Origin of the sequence: Pseudoalteromonas rubra (genome assembly GCF_001482385.1) — a bacterium.
Lineage (GTDB): Bacteria > Pseudomonadota > Gammaproteobacteria > Enterobacterales > Alteromonadaceae > Pseudoalteromonas > Pseudoalteromonas ardens.
Genome location: NZ_CP013611.1, coordinates 1893693 through 1912587, shown reverse-complemented (window position 1 = coordinate 1912587; position 18895 = coordinate 1893693). Strand labels below are relative to the sequence as shown.

Annotated in this window: 17 protein-coding genes; 7 read left to right on the top strand and 10 right to left on the bottom strand. The window is 49.3% G+C overall.

The annotated features are described in order from the left end of the window. Positions 1 to 51 precede the first annotated feature (51 nt). Entirely contained in the window at positions 52 to 390 is a 339-nt protein-coding gene (locus AT705_RS08425; RefSeq protein ID WP_157576708.1) for a hypothetical protein, read from the top strand. Between the two features lie 25 nt (positions 391 to 415). Further along, the gene (locus AT705_RS08420; RefSeq protein WP_058796253.1) at positions 416 to 922 is read left to right on the top strand and encodes a LabA-like NYN domain-containing protein; all 507 of its coding nucleotides are present in this window, start codon (positions 416 to 418) and stop codon (positions 920 to 922) included. Here the strand turns inward: AT705_RS08420 and AT705_RS08415 are convergent. The 8 genes from AT705_RS08415 to AT705_RS08380 all read right to left on the bottom strand — a co-directional run bounded on the left by AT705_RS08415 (position 856) and on the right by AT705_RS08380 (position 11501). After that, positions 856 to 2139, bottom strand: coding sequence for an O-antigen ligase family protein (locus tag AT705_RS08415; protein WP_058796252.1), 1284 nt, complete (start codon positions 2137 to 2139; stop codon positions 856 to 858). The genes AT705_RS08420 and AT705_RS08415 overlap by 67 nt on opposite strands. Before the next feature lie 12 nt (positions 2140 to 2151). Continuing rightward, positions 2152 to 3543, bottom strand: a complete 1392-nt coding sequence (locus AT705_RS08410) for a GumC family protein (RefSeq protein WP_058796251.1) — start codon at positions 3541 to 3543, stop codon at positions 2152 to 2154. Continuing rightward, positions 3540 to 4808, bottom strand: a complete 1269-nt coding sequence (locus tag AT705_RS08405) for a polysaccharide biosynthesis/export family protein (RefSeq protein ID WP_082668955.1) — start codon at positions 4806 to 4808, stop codon at positions 3540 to 3542. Before AT705_RS08405 ends, AT705_RS08410 begins: the two co-directional genes overlap by 4 nt. A gap of 248 nt (positions 4809 to 5056) precedes the next feature. Beyond that, a complete protein-coding gene (locus tag AT705_RS08400; RefSeq protein WP_058796250.1) occupies positions 5057 to 6079 on the bottom strand; it encodes a glycosyltransferase family 2 protein in 1023 nt (340 codons plus the stop codon). Positions 6080 to 6092: 13 nt separating this feature from the next. After that, complete coding sequence (locus tag AT705_RS08395; RefSeq protein ID WP_082668954.1) at positions 6093 to 7346, bottom strand: oligosaccharide flippase family protein; 1254 nt, start codon at positions 7344 to 7346, stop codon at positions 6093 to 6095. A gap of 252 nt (positions 7347 to 7598) precedes the next feature. Beyond that, on the bottom strand, positions 7599 to 9098 hold the full coding sequence (locus AT705_RS08390) for a sigma-54-dependent transcriptional regulator (RefSeq protein ID WP_058796248.1): 1500 nt from the start codon (positions 9096 to 9098) through the stop codon (positions 7599 to 7601). Positions 9099 to 9245: 147 nt separating this feature from the next. Further along, entirely contained in the window at positions 9246 to 9863 is a 618-nt protein-coding gene (locus AT705_RS08385; protein ID WP_058796247.1) for a hypothetical protein, read from the bottom strand. A 12-nt stretch (positions 9864 to 9875) separates the two neighbouring features. Next, positions 9876 to 11501, bottom strand: coding sequence for an LruC domain-containing protein (locus tag AT705_RS08380; protein WP_237113803.1), 1626 nt, complete (start codon positions 11499 to 11501; stop codon positions 9876 to 9878). 266 nt (positions 11502 to 11767) lie between these two features. Between AT705_RS08380 and AT705_RS08375 the strand changes: the two genes are divergently transcribed. From AT705_RS08375 to AT705_RS08355, 5 genes are all read left to right on the top strand, one after another. Beyond that, positions 11768 to 12517 (top strand): hypothetical protein, encoded by a 750-nt coding sequence (locus tag AT705_RS08375; RefSeq protein ID WP_058796246.1) that lies wholly within the window; start codon positions 11768 to 11770, stop codon positions 12515 to 12517. Between the two features lie 166 nt (positions 12518 to 12683). Continuing rightward, a complete protein-coding gene (locus AT705_RS08370) occupies positions 12684 to 13940 on the top strand; it encodes a WecB/TagA/CpsF family glycosyltransferase (RefSeq protein ID WP_058796245.1) in 1257 nt (418 codons plus the stop codon). A 2-nt stretch (positions 13941 to 13942) separates the two neighbouring features. Next, on the top strand, positions 13943 to 14626 hold the full coding sequence (locus tag AT705_RS08365) for a sugar transferase (RefSeq protein WP_058796244.1): 684 nt from the start codon (positions 13943 to 13945) through the stop codon (positions 14624 to 14626). A 247-nt stretch (positions 14627 to 14873) separates the two neighbouring features. After that, a complete protein-coding gene (locus AT705_RS08360) occupies positions 14874 to 16013 on the top strand; it encodes a polysaccharide pyruvyl transferase family protein (protein ID WP_058796243.1) in 1140 nt (379 codons plus the stop codon). Further along, positions 15970 to 16902 (top strand): glycosyltransferase family 2 protein, encoded by a 933-nt coding sequence (locus AT705_RS08355; protein WP_058796242.1) that lies wholly within the window; start codon positions 15970 to 15972, stop codon positions 16900 to 16902. The genes AT705_RS08360 and AT705_RS08355 overlap by 44 nt, the downstream gene beginning before the upstream one ends. A gap of 18 nt (positions 16903 to 16920) precedes the next feature. Here AT705_RS08355 and AT705_RS08350 read toward each other — a convergent pair whose 3' ends face one another. Together AT705_RS08350 and AT705_RS08345 are read right to left on the bottom strand one after the other, a co-directional pair. Beyond that, complete coding sequence (locus AT705_RS08350; RefSeq protein ID WP_058796241.1) at positions 16921 to 17808, bottom strand: PD40 domain-containing protein; 888 nt, start codon at positions 17806 to 17808, stop codon at positions 16921 to 16923. After that, positions 17805 to 18650: an alpha/beta hydrolase gene (locus AT705_RS08345; RefSeq protein ID WP_082668952.1), complete on the bottom strand. Its 846-nt coding sequence runs from the start codon at positions 18648 to 18650 to the stop codon at positions 17805 to 17807. The genes AT705_RS08350 and AT705_RS08345 overlap by 4 nt, the downstream gene beginning before the upstream one ends. Positions 18651 to 18895: the final 245 nt, after the last annotated feature.

Below are 18895 nucleotides of genomic sequence, written 5' to 3'. Positions count from 1 at the left end.
TAGTTAGGCCATTATGCAGCCGATACGCACTCAGATGCGGGGGAGCCAAATGTGCGGGTAAGTGTGATCTTTACGTTGGCCTGGGTATGTTTTCATAGTGAGGCTTATCAGCCAAGTCGGCTTATGCACTTTGTCGATGACTGTCGTTCTGAGCAGCACAGTGCACTCAGACAGGGTTGCCAGGGCTATTTATTTGGTTTTCTTGATGCGCTCAAACTGAATCCACCGCGTGGGGTCGATGGTCAGTGTCTGCACGCCTGGAGCCCGGACACTTTGCTGACAGCACTGAGCAAGGCTATTAAGCAACAGCCTGAGCTTGGCAAGCAATTTTATTACGAGGGCATAGATGCATTCATTGACACTCAGTGTGGTGCACGGCCGTCATCATGAATGAATCTAAAAGGTCCGTAGCACTATGAAAAAAATCGCCATTCTGGTCGATGTCCAGAACATCTATTACACCACCAGACAGGCCTATGGCAGAAGCTTTGATTACAACGGCTTCTGGGAGGCGGTATTAAAAGAGCGCATTTTGTATCGTGCTTTGGCGTATTCCAGTGAGCCGAATGCACCTAAGCAGCAACAGTTTCAGAATATTCTCAGAGCCATTGGCTTTGAGGTTAAGCAAAAACCCTATATTCAGCGCGCCGATGGCTCGGCCAAATGTGACTGGGATGTGGGGATCACCCTCGATGCCATGGAATGTGCGCCACATTGTGATGTGGTGGTGTTGCTGACCGGAGATGGTGACTTCGATCTACTCGCCGAGCGTATTCGCAGCCGTCATGGCTGTGAAGTCGAAGTGTACGGCGTGCCTCAGCTCACAGCTAACTCGCTGAAGCGCGCGGCCACCCGTTACATTGCCATTGATGAACGCTTGTTACTAAACGCAAAGCCAAACCACAGTAGCGCAGGCCAGTAGAGGAACGACAGGATCTCCAGGTTTTCAAAAAAGCTGTAGCAGACTAGCACGGCCATCAGGCAAAGTGCTGTCTGGGCAGTTTTTGAGTCTTGCGATGCCCACAGTAAATAGACACTCGAAACAAGCATAGGGACAGCCAGCGCAACCGCACCAACTATGCCTTTAACAAACAACAACCCGTACCAGCTGTGGTGCGAGCCAATCGGCATAAATTCCACCATTTTAGGCCCGCGCTCAACAATGCCATGTCCCCAGATGGGCGCTTCTGCCTGCCAGCGCTGAATGGCAATGTTGGCCAGCGCTTTACGCACCCGCGTTGAGCCGGGACGTTGCTGTTTCACCGCTTCGTAGGAATCCATAAGCGAATTGTAGATGGGTTCACCGAGTAGCAATATGATGGGTACAGTAATACCAAGCAGTAACAGCATCCAGGGCTCTTTAAATTTATCACTGAACAGCACCAGTGGAAACAGCATAATGAAAATGGCGATACCGGCACGGGATTGTGACAGCAATAACATAGCCCAGCAGCCGGTAATGGCCCAGCGGCGCAGCTGCGCATTTTTTTCCTGCAAGCAAAACACCAGATATATGCAGGCCATAAAGCCGGCTGCCGGTGCCCAGGGGGTAAAGAAACGCCAGCGCCCGGCGCCCGTTTCGGGATTAATGCCATAAAGACTGACCATGAAAAACGTTTCCCCGGGTCCGCCAATAACTTTTAACGGCGACAGGAAGATATCGCCGGGTAGTTTCACGATGTAAAATGCGATAGAGATGAATGAAAAGATCAGGGTATGAATGGCGATTATACATACGCCGCGGATCACCACTTCTTTGCGAATTTTTGCCAAGGCTGCAATAACAGGGAAAATCGCGAGTAACGCCCAGCCTTTCATCCAGCCAATGGTGGACTTTATGGTTTTTCCTACGCCCAGAGACCACTCGCTATGGGCGATGAGTAAAGCCAGCAGCATGAGTAACATCGCGATGATCCACATCCAGATGATTGGTGAGAGTGGAGGGGGCTTCGCGCGTAAGTTCAGGTAACAACGCATTAGTACGACCATAAAAATCAGCCAGCCGATGACGGAGCCCATGACATACAGCATACCCAGCAAAAAGGCGGGGTAGGTCAGCACTAGCCCAGCCCAGACCAGCTTTTCTTCTGTGCTGATGAAGCGTTTCTCCTTAAACGGTAAGTAGGCAGTGAATAACATGCTTGCCTCCGGTTAGTCTGGTTGCTTCATCAAGGCGGAGATAATCACCCGACGCTTGTTGATCATCAATATCCCCATGGATAAGAAGATCATCGCGGCCAGTGCTGCCGCAATGGCAATGGACTTTTTCGGGGAATAGGAGTTAACCGGCAGTGATGGTGGTGACATCAATTGAATAACCGGGTATGAGGCGAAGACGTCCGCCTTGCTAGCTTCGAGTCTTGCGACTGCTGAGGTGAAAACGGCTTTTGCCAGATCAAACTCACGTTCTAGGCGTTCAAGTTCTGCGGCTTCCCGGGCATAAACTTTCAGTTTTTCGTTTAACAACTGAACCGCATTTTCCAGTTCAATCAGTTTTGCTTCAGACCCTTTTTTAGCGGCGAAGGCGCTGATCAGGTCGGCAAACAATTGCGCCCGATTGGGGTTGTTGGCCAGATCTGTGGTATGAAAGGCATGGGCGGCATTGATGCCTACCAGTCCCACCGAACGGTTTATGAGTGCCACTTTTGATTGGTCAAAACGGGCTAGTTCCGCTTTCACCATTGGGTGACCATCGTCCCAGCGTGAACGGTACTCGCTCAGTTGCGCAGCACTGTTATCCAGCTCAGACAGGTAGGCCCTGAATTCGCCATCCGATTGCAGTACAAACGCCTGACCAGCCATAGAGGGGGAGACCCCCAAGTCGACACTGAGCTGACTGACATAATATTCGGAACGCCCAATCTCAGCTTTAACAATGGCTACCTGCTCTTTCAAATTGGAGAGAGTGCGCATTTGCTGGTCAAGTTGGTCCCGACTGATCAGTAATGACCGTTGCTGGAAATCGGTGATGTTGTTCCGTGTGTAGTTGAGTCTTTCTCTGTACTGATCTAAGACAGACTTGATGCTGGCGTCACGGCGTTTTACTTCGTCGGCCCTGAGGTAATCAAGCTGGTTTTGCAAAGCGTCGTACAGGGCCCAGGCTTTGTTTTCGGCGATCCGTGGGCTGGCACCAGTGATCTCGATTTTCAAAATGGATGTTTGCTCAGTCAGGCGCACTTTAGGGCGGCCAAATGCTGCGGCAGTCATACCCATGGATTTGGCGGCGTTTTCGATCAGGTTTTTACTCATCAGCATTTCTTTGTAATTGACCTTGGGGTTATAGCCTTTACCAAACGGTGCGGTGGTTGAAGACACGACCTGACCAACCTCATCCAGAGAGACATTACTGTTTGCACCGGTTCCGGGTAGTACCATATCCAGGTCACTACGGTATTTTGCGGGTTGTTGCAGGTAGGCAAAGACCAGTAACAAAATAACGGCATAGCTAACCAGACAGGTGACCAGGTAAGGCTTATGCAGGGTGCGATAAATCGCAGATCTAAACCGTGAGTACGGCGTGGTTACCTGAAGTTGCGTGTTCATGAATCCTCCTTACTCAGCAAAGAGAAAGGTGCCACGATATCGAGCAGGGTTTTGGCGATATCACGCAAGTTAGTGATATCTGAATCATAGCAGGCTATCGCATCATTCGGCATAACATACGGGTTAACATGGTCGCGATAAGACATACGCATCAGCTCTTCTACAGAGCGCTCGACGACCTGGGTTTGGCCTGTCAGTGGATGATTGCTGACCAGCACGACGCGACGAGGGGCATTGGTATATTCTTTACCACCTACACAGTTCGCTGAAATCGCGGCCTGTAATAAACGGGTGCCATATGGCAGGTTACTTGAAAAACGACCTATTGCGGCATTAGCGTTACTCATTGACGAGTCAATCAGGTTAGACATAAAGACCCGAAAGCCTTTTGGCGTAATTTGTGAAGGGCGCACCAGGTTAGGTTGAAAACACCCCGTGCTGGGCACGATCACTTGGTCGCCTGCAATGAGCACGTGATCTGTAACAGGTTGGCCAGTTAATATACCACTCATATCTGCTTCGATACGCCAGCCTTGACGAACCAGGATCACCTGATCCAATTTGGCGTCGGGGCGCACACCTGCGGCAGCACGTATAGCCTCAGACAACAGGCGTTGTTTCGAATGGTCGCCAGAAGCTGCAATTTGCTCTTCAAGTAATTGAGCTGGGATTTTAGCGTTAATTGTGACGCGTCCTGGTGAAAAAACCGCCCCGGATACTGGAACTTCGATTGCAGCCCAGTTTTTAATTTTTATGGTGACATCCAGCGTTTGAGCACGAAATATTTTGGCACGGATCAGAGCAAGTTCCACCTTTTTAGCCAGTGCTGCTGTTGTCAGGCCTGCGGCATAAACAGGCTCAATGACAGGTAAGTCTAATGTCCCTGAGTTGTTAATGACATAATCGCCATTAAAGCCTTCTCCGTATTCCATATTGACCTGTATCAGATCTCCCGGGCTGAGCGGTGCAGAGCCCTGCAAATCTGGTGAACGATGGTCTACTGGAGTGACAGCGGGTGCAGACAAAGGGATTGGTTGATCAACCCGATAATTCGCTGCCGCGGCAAAGTCATCGGCATCGGTGCAGGTCAGGCGAGAGGCAAACACAGAATTGGATTGTCCAAATTGCGTGCCAACCGCATGCGGCATGCCGTAAAAGTCCTCGTCATTATAGTCCGGGCTGAGTGAGCACCCTGAGCCAAGGACACACAGTACGAGCGCACAAGTGCGGGTCAGCAGGGCTGTGATTGCAGTGGTTGGTCTCATAATGTGCTCCTTGGAGGTCTGTCTCTCTAAGTGGTCTTAACAAGATATGAGCACAATTTGAGCCAATTTTTAAAATTTATAACAATCAGACGCTTAAGGTTTTTTTTGTGTTTTTCTGCGTGGCTTTTTGTATTTTGCAAAGCAATTTCAAAATGAAAAGAAGCCAGCAAATGCTGGCTTAAGGGCCTCAGGTGCGAGGTGCAGTATCTGCGACAAGCAGATAAATGCGTAGGCCCGGGAGTGAGAGGTTAGCCTACAGGATGTTTGTTAGACTGGCCCACAGTGCGCATCGCCAGTTTTTCTGCGCGATTGTACAGCGATTTTGGCAATAGGCTGGTCAGGGCACAACACCAGGTGAGTGCTGTGCGGCCAGGCTCATCTAATAGAATGCGGATATCAGTGAATAGTGCCTGATGTATCAGTTTTATTGCGGCAAATGCATTGCGCGATTGTACGGCACGACGACTCAGGTATCTGAGCTGATAAGCGCGGGCAAGCGACCCACACTGTCTGAAAAACTTCGCATGGCTACGGCGATGTTTATTGACCGCCGTTTCCCAGCTCTGATATTGCTTTTTCAAGTTGGCGGACAGGCCGCTGGCATTAACACGATAAAAGGTTAAGGGTTCAGGGATCCCGGCGAAGATCGCCTGAGCATTTAGCGCCAGGCGCAGCCACATTTCTATGTCTTCGGACTGTCTCAGGTTTTCATCAAAGTACTGTCTCCAGCTGCGGGTATCGTCGTGAAACGCTACTTTTTCCAGTATAGAAGCACGAACCACCGGTGCTGAGCCATTACCAACGGGGTTACGACAAAAAATGGTCTTAGCATCTATGTTATCTAACTTTGGAAACTGGCCAATGCCCAGCTGTTTGTTGTCATCATCAACAAACAGCGAAGGGCAGTAGCTGACATCAACATGAGGATTACGATTTAAGTGGGCAACGTGTTTTTCAAGTTTATTAACTGCCCAATAGTCATCGGCATCCAGCAAAGCGATATAAACGCCTCGTGCATTTCGTATCCCCGTATTACGGGCCCCGGATAAGCCACGATTTTGCTGACGAATGATGTGGATACGGTGGTCTTTATAGTCTCTCAGGTAACTGAGTGTGTTGTCGCTGCAGCCATCATCTACACAGATCACTTCAAAATTCTGATAAGTCTGATTAAGTACTGAGCAGATACATTTATCGATATACTTTTCAACGTTGTACATAGGGATGATGATACTGACAACGGGTTTTGAGTTAATTACATAGTTAGTCATAATGGGCTCCGGATCATGAAGAAGATTTTGCTGTGCTGACGTGACAATGTTTCAGCGCAATGTCTGCCAATGGGAAGAGCAACCATAAGACGCTGCAACTAACCAGTACGGCGGCAAGTAAAGTGGGTTGATCTGGCTGTATCATTAACAGCCCGGTCAATGAAATCAGTAAACAGTAAGCATTCAGTTGGCATTCTCGAGTGAAGCGGCCATTTGCTCTCTGTATCACGGCGTAGCTGTCTGTCCAGGTTGTGCTGGTGGCAATTAAGCACAGCAGGCTGGCTGTTATGAAGCTCTCTTGCCAGTTTTCGGTGAACAACACTGGTACATACCAGGGAACCAGCAACGCCTGCATAATAAAAATGGTCGATATAACCGTTGTTATAACAATAAGTTGTTGTTTGTGTTTTGAGTCAAACACATTGCTGTTTTTCAGTTTACACACATAGGGGTAGAGTGCAGTGGTATAGGCTTGCGTCAGTGATATTGCTAGCCCGACTCCAACGCTCTTGGCAAAGCTATATAAACCGAACAGTTCCGGACTCAATAGGCGGGCTCCCAGAAACATATCCATGTTGACGCGCAATGAGCGCAGAATGTCGCTACCGACCATCTGAGTGGAGGCGCGAAGCAGACGAACAAACACAGGCTTACTAAATGTCCCTGTGATCGGTGTTGACTTGACGAATGAGAAGCAAACAAGCCAGACCAAAGTAAATGCCCACTTGCCAATCACGATGGCCATCAGACCAGCACCCAGGTATAGAGCGATGGCAAGTACCAGGTTCTCGACTATGACACCTATGCTGCTAAGCAAGCCAAATAGCCCCAGCTGGTTGCGGCGCTGCATTAAGTAGCCGCGAATGCACATAAATGGAAAAACCAGATAAGACAGTGCCATAAGGCTGACGGGCAGCGCGATATCCTGCCCAGGAAACAGCCAGATGGTGGTCAACGCCACAATAATTTGCACCACACACAACGAGCTACATAAGAGCCATTGCAAAATTAGCCCATTTTTCAAGTAAGCCGGTAATTCCTGATCGTTGGCGCGAATGATCTGCGTGCCAGCGCCAGAGCGCATTAACAGCCTCATTACTTCATGAATGGTCAGTGCCAGCATAGCAGCGCCATACTCTGCGGCTGACAAGCAAGCGGCCATGGCCATAATGCTTAACAGCCTGGATGCTTTGGCAACCACCTCTGTACCAATCAGGTAAGACGTGTTGCTGAGCAGGGTCCGCATTGTGCTGGATGGGTTAGTCATGGCATCGCGCTCTTTTTTATCAGATACCTTTACTAACCAAAATTTGTACCAAGGTGGGTGAGCACAAAAAATAAACCGGGAAATGATTTTAATTGTTTGTTTTATATGGTTTTAACAGTTTTCTTGAGGTGACTGAGCTCAATTTGAAGACAACAGATGGAGCAAGTTTAGTAACAGGAAGTGTTTGCAGATTGCATTTTGCAATGGCGATTTTGCAATTTGCAATCTGCACAGACAGCATGCTTGAGTGGATCAGGCACCGGTTTTATTGTCTCCCCATTGCTGTATTTTGCGATACAGCGTTGAAGGGCTAACTTCGAGTAAACTGGCAGCTTTCACCACATTGTCATCGCATGCTGCAATGGCCTTTTCTATGGCGATACGTTCAACCTCGGCGAGTGAACAAATCTGATTTTCAGAAGGAACTTCCGGTGGAAGGGGGGCTGCATAGCCACTTTCCTGCACTGCCACGGGTTGCGGCATTGGTGTGTCCTGAGCTGCAGCGGCGCTGCCAGACTGACCGTTAAGTAAAACCTGGGCATCGCTCGGCTTGAGCTTAAGCTGCATTTGTAACGTGTCTTCGGTGATGAGGGGACCATCGGACATTACCACACAGCTGTGGATCAGGTTTTCGAGCTGACGTACATTACCGGGCCAGTCATAGTTTACGATGAGTCGCTCTGCGGCAGATGAAAAACCAACAAAGACTTTGTTTTCGATTTCACTGAACTTGCTCAAAAAGTGCTGCGCAATTTGCAGGGCATCGTGATCTCGTTCATGCAATGCGGGCAAATCAATGGCAATGACGTTCAGACGGTAAAACAAGTCTTCACGTAACCGCTGATCGGCAATGGCCTGATGTGGTTCGCGGTTGGTCGCGCAGATAAAACGCACATCGACCTTTTCTTCTTTGCCACTACCGACCTTCTGGAAGGCCCCTGACTGGACAAAGCGTAAGATCTTAGCCTGCAGGTTCATGTCCATTTCGCCGATTTCATCTAAAAACAGGGTGCCGCCATCTGCTTGCGTGGCAGCACCATCGCGGTTAGTGACTGCCCCCGAGAATGCGCCTTTGATGTGACCAAAGATCTCTGATTCCATCAGTTCATTGGGGATCGCAGCACAGTTGATGCACACCAGCGGTTTGTCTTTACGTGTGCTGGCGCGGTGAATAGCATCGGCAGCCAGCTCTTTACCGGTCCCACTGGGCCCGGTGATAAATACATTAGCCTGACTGGGGCCTGCTTTTTCGATGGCTTTATACACCATTTGCATGGCAATGGAGCCCCCTACAAAGCGATAAAACTGCGATTTGATTGAGCTATGATAGCGCTGTAGGCTGGCCCGCAACATATTGCGTTCGGCGACCAACATCTTAGTCTGAACGGCTTGCTCAAGTGTCAGCTTGATATTACTGATGTCGAAGGGCTTTTGCATATAGCCCCATACCTTACCTTGGTTAATTGCGTCAATGAGATCTTCTACTTCGGTGAAGGCGGTGAGCATCATACGAATGGTGTCCGGAAAACGCTCGGCGACCTGAGCCAGAAATTCAATGCCGGACATATTGGGCATCATTTTATCTGAGACAACAACGTCGATAGGGTGCTGTTCTAACAAGGCCAGGCCTTCTTCTCCACTTGTCGCGGTGAACACCGTATAAGGCTCGCTTTTAAGCGCACGGGTGAGGGAGCGCAGAATAAGGGGTTCGTCATCGACGAACAGTAAGGTAATGTTAGTAACCGGGTCCATGTAATCCTGCCTAAGTTAACGCGTGTTAATAGAAGTATTACACAGTCCTAGACAAAGTGAAGCATTTATACACTGGACTTTTTGATGATAGATAAAACCGCCTGCGATGAGAGAGGAGCAGGCGGTTTAGCGAGGAACTGTCATTGTTTAATTGAACTGATGTGCTACCGTGGTGGCCTGCATATTCAGTTCGGTGAGTAAATGATTGCTCTGCAACATACCATCTACGCTGATCAGCAAGGTTTTGTAATTGACTGGAATATCCAGTGTCATGGTGATTTGTCCGGCGTTGTTAAAGCGCGCCGTTGCCAGCAGGGCTTTGTCGGCCATCGCCTCGTCCTCATAGCTTTCAACCACCTCATGCATGGCATAGACTTTTACCATCTTATTAGCCAGACTGTCTCCAAGCACATCCTGGCCACCCAGATCTAAGGTCACTGTTTTGCTGGTACTGAAGTTAAAATCCGCTTTGACATGCAAATCGTTAGAGGTTTCAGCCTGGCTGTCCAGCAATGTCGGGTCCGGCTCGTAACTTGGTTCAGGCTCTGTTGCCTCGACAGGTGTTGCTGCGTCGTTCTGCGTCTGACTTTGACTCTGTGTGGTGCTAGTAGATGCAGGTGTGCTGGTGTTATTTGCCGGTGCTGTGGCCGTATTACCGCTGCTGGTTGAAGTGCCTGTTGAGCCACCTTCACCACCGCCTCCTCCGCAGCCACTTAAAGTGAAACAAACCAAAGTTAAAGCTGAAAATTTAGTCAATGTATTCATGGTCGTATCCTCTTAATGTGCGCTGAAAGTGTGGGTGGTGCGTTCGTTGGTCATAAACCAGTCCTGGGCCTGCTCGCCATTACTTTCCACCCAGGTTTCGTAGGCAGGATACGCCCAAATCACGTCGAGATACTCTCTGGGGTAGTGCCAGTCATTACTGATCATCAAGGCCCAAGGCAGGTTCTCGGCTGTTCTGAAGTAGCGGCCCGCTTGCGCATCTGAGGTATCATCGGCTGTGCCAAAGCGGTTAGCATCAAACTTGTCTGTTGGCGGGTAATCTGCCATGTGGATTTCCAGTGAACGATCTTGTGTTCTGTACAGGAAGAAATCGAAATCGTTAATGCTCAGTGCACCCAGGTTTTGTTCAAAGCTGACATCTAAGGTGTATGGCACAGGTTCAAAGTAGTCGCAGGTCATCACCGTATTAAAGTGCTGGCACTGGCCAGGCTGATTTGTGGTGGTAAAAGTATGGGTGTTGCTCCACACCGATATCACGGCGTTAGTTTGTCCACTTTCTGCCTCTTTGTCATAATTTGTGCCATCTACAGTCAGGGTGGCTTGTTTTATCAAAGCCGGGTCACTGTTCATCAGGCGCAGACCAAAGCCATTTTGGTAGGCCGCACCGCGCGCCGTGATCCAACCATAAATGATGAATCCGCTGATCTGGTTGTCTGCATTGTAGGTAAAGCGAATGCGTTGTTTAACAACCAGGTCATTCATGTCGTGGTCGCCACGAGCAGGCCAGTTATCTTCGAATGCGAGTGTCGTGACCCCTTCTGCGCTCGGATAATATTGACTGTAGGCCCGGTTAAAGTCGTCAGGAAATTCGTCCTGTTCGTCTTCAATGCCGTCGGCATCGCTGTCGTTTTGCTCTGGCATCACCGTCAGGTTGAGCGCTGAGATGGCAGATGCGGGTGAGCTTTTTACGCTGAAGACGGCATCATTAAAGTCGTTATCTCCCCAGGTACGGGGTAAGTCTTCGAAGCCGATGACGACCTCTTGTTCCTCTTCATCCAGCAGCAATACACAGTGCTGACGTAAGGTTGCGTTGCTTTCCGGGTTGAGATCAGACAATGAATAGTAATAAGGGATCTGAAATGGTTTTACACCGGTGTAATACCAAAAGCCGTTTGCCGCAATAAAAAAGCCAATGCTGGTACCAGCCGGAAACTCACCAAGACTCAGTCGGTGGCCATTGGTCAGGTGTGGGTAGCTGAGGTTCGGAAAGATGATGGTTTCACGCACCTCTTCGGGTGTCTGGGGCGGATTGTCCGGGTCGAAGGTAAAGTAGCCGAATGAGTTTTTATAACCCGCGCCTTCATGAATGAAAGTCACAAACACTTCGGCGTCTTCAACCAGGTGTATGGTAGAACCTTCGTCACCTGTGATGAAGGCCTCATTAACTCTCGCTTCAGGCAGTGCGTTTTGGATCCGCTGGAAGAACTCCGAACTATATTCGTCACGTGCATAGATTAGTGAGTCGGGTTTACCGGTGGACTGGTTATAGCCTGTAGGCCAGGCTTCGCCCGACTGAAATTGCCAAACATATTGGCCATCAATCAGTTCGACAGCAGAGGCTGCAAAGGATATTAGCCCGGAGGCCATTAACGGGTAAAGTGGGTTAAGCAGTTTCATCATATTCGCTCCAATTTAAGTCAATCTTGTACTTCTGTGCTGGATATTTCATGAAACGTGCCAAGAATAAATTACTTAATTATCAGTTGTTTAATTTTTAAATGTCTGTAGGGTAGGGATTTTTTGCAAATTGCACTGCATTGCGCTTTGCAAACAAAAAATGCGACCGACAGCGAATAACCGTCAGCATGAAATACCAGCCTATGCGGTGTTTTTTATAAACGGTGCAATACTTGCTTCATGAGAGATGGAAGATAAAGGAGGTCGGCATGCAATCGTCTCAAACAGACACTTTGATATTTAGCGTGGCATTGAATGGGTATCAGTGGCGCTACCGGCGTTATCTGAACAGTCAGCGTCAATATGCCAAGCGCATGGGCTATGATTATGTGGTGGTCACACGACCCTGGCTGAATCGACTGGGCGCCGAGTGTTGCTGGCTGAAGTTGTTTTTGCTGAAAGCGGCGTTACAGGCGGGTTACCAACAGGTGATGTTTGTTGATGCGGATGCCTGTATCCAGCCTGCGTGCCCGGCACTGGATAAACTGGATGACGCCGATAAGTTCCTTTTTCTGGCTCGGGGTTACAGTGGTGCGTTTAACTCAGGCGTGATGCTGATGCGCAATTGCCCACAGTCAATTGAGTGGCTGGATACACTGATAATTGCGATGACTCAGCCGGTGCCCGAATCTCGGGGAATTGGCTGGGGAGAAAATGGCCATGTGATCCATTATGCACAGGATTGCGAGGGCGTCGGTGAACTGGAACGGCGCTGGAATAACACCTGTGAGCCACACCTGGATGACTATATTCGTCACTTTAATTACGGACCACTGAAGTGCTCAATAGTGGACAAATGCTTCCATACGTTGATTTTCAAATGTTCACGTCTGCTGCTCGGGCATAGTCTGTCCCGCCCGGACGAGCAAGCGGATAAGCTCGCCGTGGTGCAGCTGCGCATTCCAGCGGCATTGAGCCAAATCCAGACGTTGTATCCGGGTTATTTTTCCTCTTTATAAGCGTCACATCGACGCTTTTCAAAATAAGAAAATTCTCAAAATGCAATGCAATTTAGCTGAGAATAGAACCCCAGAAAAATTTTAAATTCATATTAAATCAAAGGTTTAATTTTGGCATGGTCCTCGCTATATATTCGGTGTAATCAACTGAACAGCGGAGGAAGCGATGTCTACGTACTTAACCAAACATTCATCACACGCAAGTGAGTCAGGTGCACGTAAAGCACTCAGAGTCAGCGCTGCATTGGTGTTAGCTACCGTTTTAGTGCCATTATTCTGCTTCAATTCTCTGGCTGCGCTAATCTGTTTCAAAGCGCCACTGAGACGCCAGACCTGGATAGACGTGAGTGCTCAGCCTGTGTCTTTGTTGGGCTGGCAGGTTGGTGTGTTCAAGCGCAGCGCAGCGCTGTTAAATGTTGTGAGTGGTCGTATTCGGTTTGTTGGTAACCCGCTGCTACGTGACGGCGTGAGCATGCCCCGGGTGGCGCGTTTACACTCACCCTGTGGTCAGCCTGGACTATTCGATTGTCTCTGGTTACATAGCCTGACCGGGCTCAGTGTGGATAAGCCGCTCGCGTTGCTCCATGCGCAGCACAACCAGTCTTTGTTTGCAGATATTTTATTAGTATTTAAGGTGCTCTTGTGTCTGGGTTTGTATCGCAAACCCACAAGTACCCCGTCGAGCAGTGAATTGTTTGGAATTCCGTTTAGCAACACGCGTATGCAGGTTGCAGTGGATTGGGTCGTAAAAGACTCGGCGGAAACAGATACACAAGGGTGCCAGTCGGCTTACTACATCAATGTTAACTCGGTTAATTTATCGGCTGGTAACGCACAGCTTTATCAAGTTCTGCAAAACAGTGACCGGAACTTTATTGATGGGTCGGGCATGCGGATCGCGGCCCGAAAAGCGGGCATGAACCTGGCCGACAACAACAATGGCACCGACATGCTGCCCGGGCTTTGTCAGGCTGCTGCTGAAAATCAACGTTCTCTGTTTTTACTCGGTGCACAGCCCGGTGTTGCACACAAAGCCGCTGCCAACTTGAGTCAACAATACCCGGGGTTGCGTATCGCGGGTGCGCACCACGGTTACTTCGATGATGATGAACATGTTGTCGACTGTATCAATCAAAGTGGTGCCGATATTGTACTGGTCGCATTGGGCTCGCCTCGTCAGGAACTCTGGATAGATAACAACAAACATAAACTCCAGGCGCAGTGTGCGCTGGCGGTCGGCGGCTTATTCGATTTTTTCTCCGGCAAAATAGCGCGTGCCCCCATGTGGATGAGAGAGCTGGGCCTTGAATGGGTTTGGCGTCTTATCCAGGAGCCCAAAGCCAAGTTTAACCGCTATGTGCTCGGTAACCCGATTTTCCTATTCCGTGTTTATGTTTTACAACAAGCTTTGCGAGGACTTTAATCATGTATAGCATCAAAAAAACCACAGAAAATCAGTACAATACAATGTCATCATCTGCTTCTGAGCTAACCAAAACAGATGGTCGTCACCATGGTATTCCAGCCTGTTTGCAGCGCCTGGCTGCGATCACCGGATTACTGTTACTAAGCCCATTTTTATTGGTGCTTATAGCGCTGATCAAGCTGGAAAGTCAGGGCCCATGTGTATATAAGCAGGTTCGGGTCGGTAAACTGGGCCGCCGTTTTACTATGTATAAGTTTCGTTCTATGTACATGCCAGAGGATCCGCGTTTTCGTAATCCGGACCCGGCACAAAGCGACCGTGAAGGTGTGTGCGCTAAATATCGCAATGATCCGCGTATTACCCGTATTGGCGCTTTTATCCGTAAGTACTCAATCGATGAGTTACCCCAGTTGATGAATGTGGTACGGGGAGACATGCTGTTGATAGGTCCGCGCCCTGCGCTGGAGAAAGAAGTACACGCATACCAACCACATGAGTTAGGTCGTCTTAACAGTGAGCAGGGGCTGACTGGCTTGTGGCAGGTCACCGGCCGGGCCGACACGACTTTTGCACAGCAGGTGCAATTGGATAAGCGCTATATCAGTGAGCAAAGTGCGCTGAACGATGTCACCATTTTGCTCAAGACCATTCCTTGCGTCATTGGTGCCAAAGGAGCCTACTAAATTCATCGAGGGAGCACACTGTGAATCACACCTGTCTTTTCATGTAGAGCCACCGCTTAGTCGGTGGCTTTCTTTTTGCAAACCCGCTTTTTTATTTTGATAATTCACTCCGGACAACGCATCGCCTTTTGCAAATTAAGCATTTGTAACTGGCTTGAATTTTCAATAAATCATTTAAAAACAGTGGTTTGAATTCTGGCATGAGAGCTGCAATACCGTAAGTATATTAACTTAACGAGGCAGCACAATGGCAGCAAAAAACAAAGCATATATTGTCGGTTACTACGGCATGCGCAACAGCGGTGACGATGCGCTTATGCTGGCATCAGCAATGGGAGCCCGGCATTTTCTGGGCAGTGAACAGATCACTGTCAGTGCCCCTGACGACGACGCACTGGTGAATCAGATTGGCTGCGTTGGACAGCTACCACTGCTGTTTCGTGGTCACCAGCGGTTATGGCATTACCGCCATGCGTATGGGGCACAGCACGTTATTTTTGGTGGTGGCTCTGTGCTACATAGTAGCCGCGACATTGCCCTTAAACGTCATATGATGGCACTGAGTGGTCGTAAGCAGTCCATGGCACTGGGTGTTGGTATTGAGCCATTCAAAACCCTGGATGATGAAATACAGTGTAAAAAGTTTCTGTATGAATGTGGGCTGGTTACCTTACGTGATAAACAAAGTTATGACATTGCCGAGGCGCTGGCGCCTCATGCGAACCTGAAGCACACGTTTGATCTTGCGCCTTCCTTACTGCATCACCTACGAGGTAAATTGAATCCGGTTAAGCGCCAGGGGGTTGCATTTAATTTTTGCCCACAGTCTATTGATGCGTTTGGCAATGTGAATGAACACAACGAGTTGCGTCGTATTGCGAAAGCGGTTGACCTCATTACGACAGCGTGGAGCTTTACTAATGAAGACATTTATCTGGTTGACTTGAATGATCAAACAAAAGGCAGCGACAGAGCCATTCACGACAAAATAGTCGCCCGCCTGCCAGAGTATGTGAATGTGAAACGGGTCAGCTATGTGCCGAACCCAGCAAGTATCTTACAGTGCATGGCGATGTTCCGGGTGATGATTGGCATGCGGCTGCATGCGCAAATATACGCCTACATGACACAAACACCGTTTATCAGTCTGCAATATCACGCCAAGTGTACACAGTGGTGTGAACAAATTGGCTTGCCGCCGCAGTATGCGTTTGACGCCAATGAATTTAGTCCGGATACCTTATTTCGGGTGATGTATCGCGGCCTGGAGCGAGGTTTCGATGCCCCCAGTCTGGCCCTTAACCAGGCTATCACCTTATCTCTTTCTAACTGGAGCGAAAACTATGAATACGATTCAATTCACAGTCGTTATTCCACTGTACAATAAGAGCGGGTGCATCGTCCGGGCACTGCAAAGTGTTCATGCCCAGCATCATCAGGCTGCGGAAATCATAGTAGTAGACGATGGCTCTTCCGATGACAGCCCGCAAAAAGTGCTTGATCTGGGTCTGCCAAACCTGCGACTGGTACGTCAGGCCAATCAGGGGGTCTCTGTCGCACGCAATAATGGCGTTAAAGCGGCCTCCTCAGATTACGTGGCGTTTCTTGATGCCGACGACACCTGGAGTCCTTTCTTTTTGGCACGCATGGCAGAATTGATCCAACGTTTTCCTGCGGCCGGGCTGTTCGCCTCTCGCTATCAGAAAGTGCTCGACAGTGGTGAATACATTGACGCTAAAATCGCTCTGACTGATTGGACACCAGAAGGGTATGAAATGGACAATTATTTTGAGGTAGCGGCAAATGGGGACTTGCCTTTTACCATGTCGAGTCTGGTGGTTGAGAAGGGGGCCTTTAATCAATTGGGTTGCTTCCCTGTGGGGGAATGGATGGGTGAAGATCAGAGCTTTTATGTTCAGGCGGCCTTGAAATCGCGCATTGCATACTCACCGGCCATTGAGAGCTTTTATTTTCTGGGAGCACCAGGCAGTGTTTGCGATAAAGCGCCACCAACGCAGCTGTGTCCTTTTGCGGAACGTTTGCTGACAGCCGTTAAAGATGGCGAGGTCACGCACATTGCTATGGCGCATAAATACGTAGCCACGCATATCTGTGATTTGGCCAAGCGTAATATCAGGCATCGTTTGTATGGCCATGCACTGCGCTTGCTGGCCAACCCGGTAGCACGTGCCAAGCCATTCCACTGGGGTGCTTATCTCTTGCTGAGCCTGACGAAAGGCGCGTTATCACGCGTGTCATTGGGTTTGATACGGTGATAACGGCGCATGTGCTATTTACTGTCGTGCTCTGAGGGTGTCAATGATGCTGGCATCAACCCAGTAGATATCAATATTCTTGTTGTCGTCACTGACACCGCGATTAAATAGCAGGTATTTGCCATCAGGTGTGACAGTAGCATAGGCATCCCATTTATCTGAGTTGACGGCAGGGCCCATGTTGATTGCGCGCCCCCAGCTGCCGTCTTTTTGTTTAAAGCTGATATAGAGGTCGGAATCACCAAAGCCGTCTTTGCGTATGCTGTCCCAGATCAGATAGCTCTCATCGGGGGCAATAAAAGGATGGGCGGTCATTTCACCTGAGTTGACCACTTTGTTCATGACCCGCGGCGCTTGTCGCTGACCGTTCACTAGTTCAGAAATGCGGACGACCTCGCTTTTGTAATCATCAAAGACATAAGTGCCTTTGCTGGAAGCGGATAAGCGCATAATTCCCCAGTCTTCGCGGTCAAACATCGGGCCCAGACTCTGAGGCTCTGACCAGTTATTGCCCTGACGATCCCGGTAGTCTTCTGCCATATGCATACGCTGACCGTCGGGTGAGAAGCTGACCTCGCCGGTGCGTAAAAACTCGGTGAACTTGACCCACTTGTTGTTTTGTTGCCTGAAGCCAATCACGGTTGGACGAAAGCCCGTTTTTTCAGGACCCGCATAGACGCCCCGGTCAAGGGTAAAGTAAAACTCCTGCATGCCTGGTGCAAATACCCCTTCAAGTTCCCAGTCACCTTTGGAGATCAGACCCGGCGCAAAGGGTTCGGCAACCATGCCGGGTGGTGTCTGGCCCATCAGAGGCCCCGTGACGGGGGCGAATTCCGCTTCTGCGTGAGATTGGCCGCTCGCTATCAGCATGCTGGCGATGGCGATTATCAATGCGTTGGATTTCATAGCGATCCCCCTGCTGAAGTGCGCTCTGATAGCCATTTGACGGCACGGACACCGGTCAATGGCGCGGCAGTTTGGTGCGTACCATCTATGACGGCCAGTTCCACATGCATAGAAGGGTTATTTTGCTGATTTAAAAATTGATAAAAGTCATTTATGTGCGGGCTCAGCTTGGCTTCCTCTGTGCCGTGGGACAGGTAAACATTGGCCTTCGCTTTGCTCAAGGCTTTAGTGCGGGTGTTAATGAGTTGCGCCAGCCGCCATACTGAAGGGCTGCCCAGCAGATAATTATCAAAGGTATCGGGCTGTGTCAGGAGTGTGTAAGCGCCAAACAGCCCACCCATGGAGTACCCAAAGTAACTGTCGCTGTCGGGTTTAACGCGATAGTGTTGTTCAATGTAGGGCTTGACCTGACTGCGGATAAAGTCGATGTGTGCCTTGGCCCCGCCAAATTGATACTTTGCCTGATTCTCGGGGTTGCTCGACGGCGCAAAGGAGTAATCTCTAAAGCGGCTGACATGGGCTCCCGCTTCTTTCATCAGGGGAGCTGGCATATTGGTTTGCCAGGAAATCCCGACCAGGATAGCGTCTTCCATTAAAAAGTAGGCGGCAGATGCCAGCATTTCGATGTGCCAGGCGGCATCGGTGTAATACAGTACGGGATGGTGTTTTTCCGCTGTGTAATTTTCCGGAAGCTGGATGATGAGTTGATATTGGTGGTTAGTATCAGTTTGAGTCAGCGGCACAACCTGAGTGCGCGGTATTTCATAGGGCACCGTTTTCATACTGGCCAGCAGATTAAAAGACAGCAGTAACAGTGATAGTGTCAGGGTGCGTTTTATCATGCGAATTCCTCTCGATGTTCTCGTGCTTGGTTACAACAGCAAATGTGCTGGAATCACACTGTAACCAGACTGAGATAAAAGGCATGACGTTACCTTGATGTTAGACTGAATTTAGGCTTTTTTATTTTAAAAGTATATATATCAGTAATCTGTGGGTTTTTACCTGAGGCAAACCGTTTCAGGCAGCTTGTCAGCTGGGCCGTCATTGATTGTGTAATGCAGCTACTGGGTGGGTTGTTAAGGGG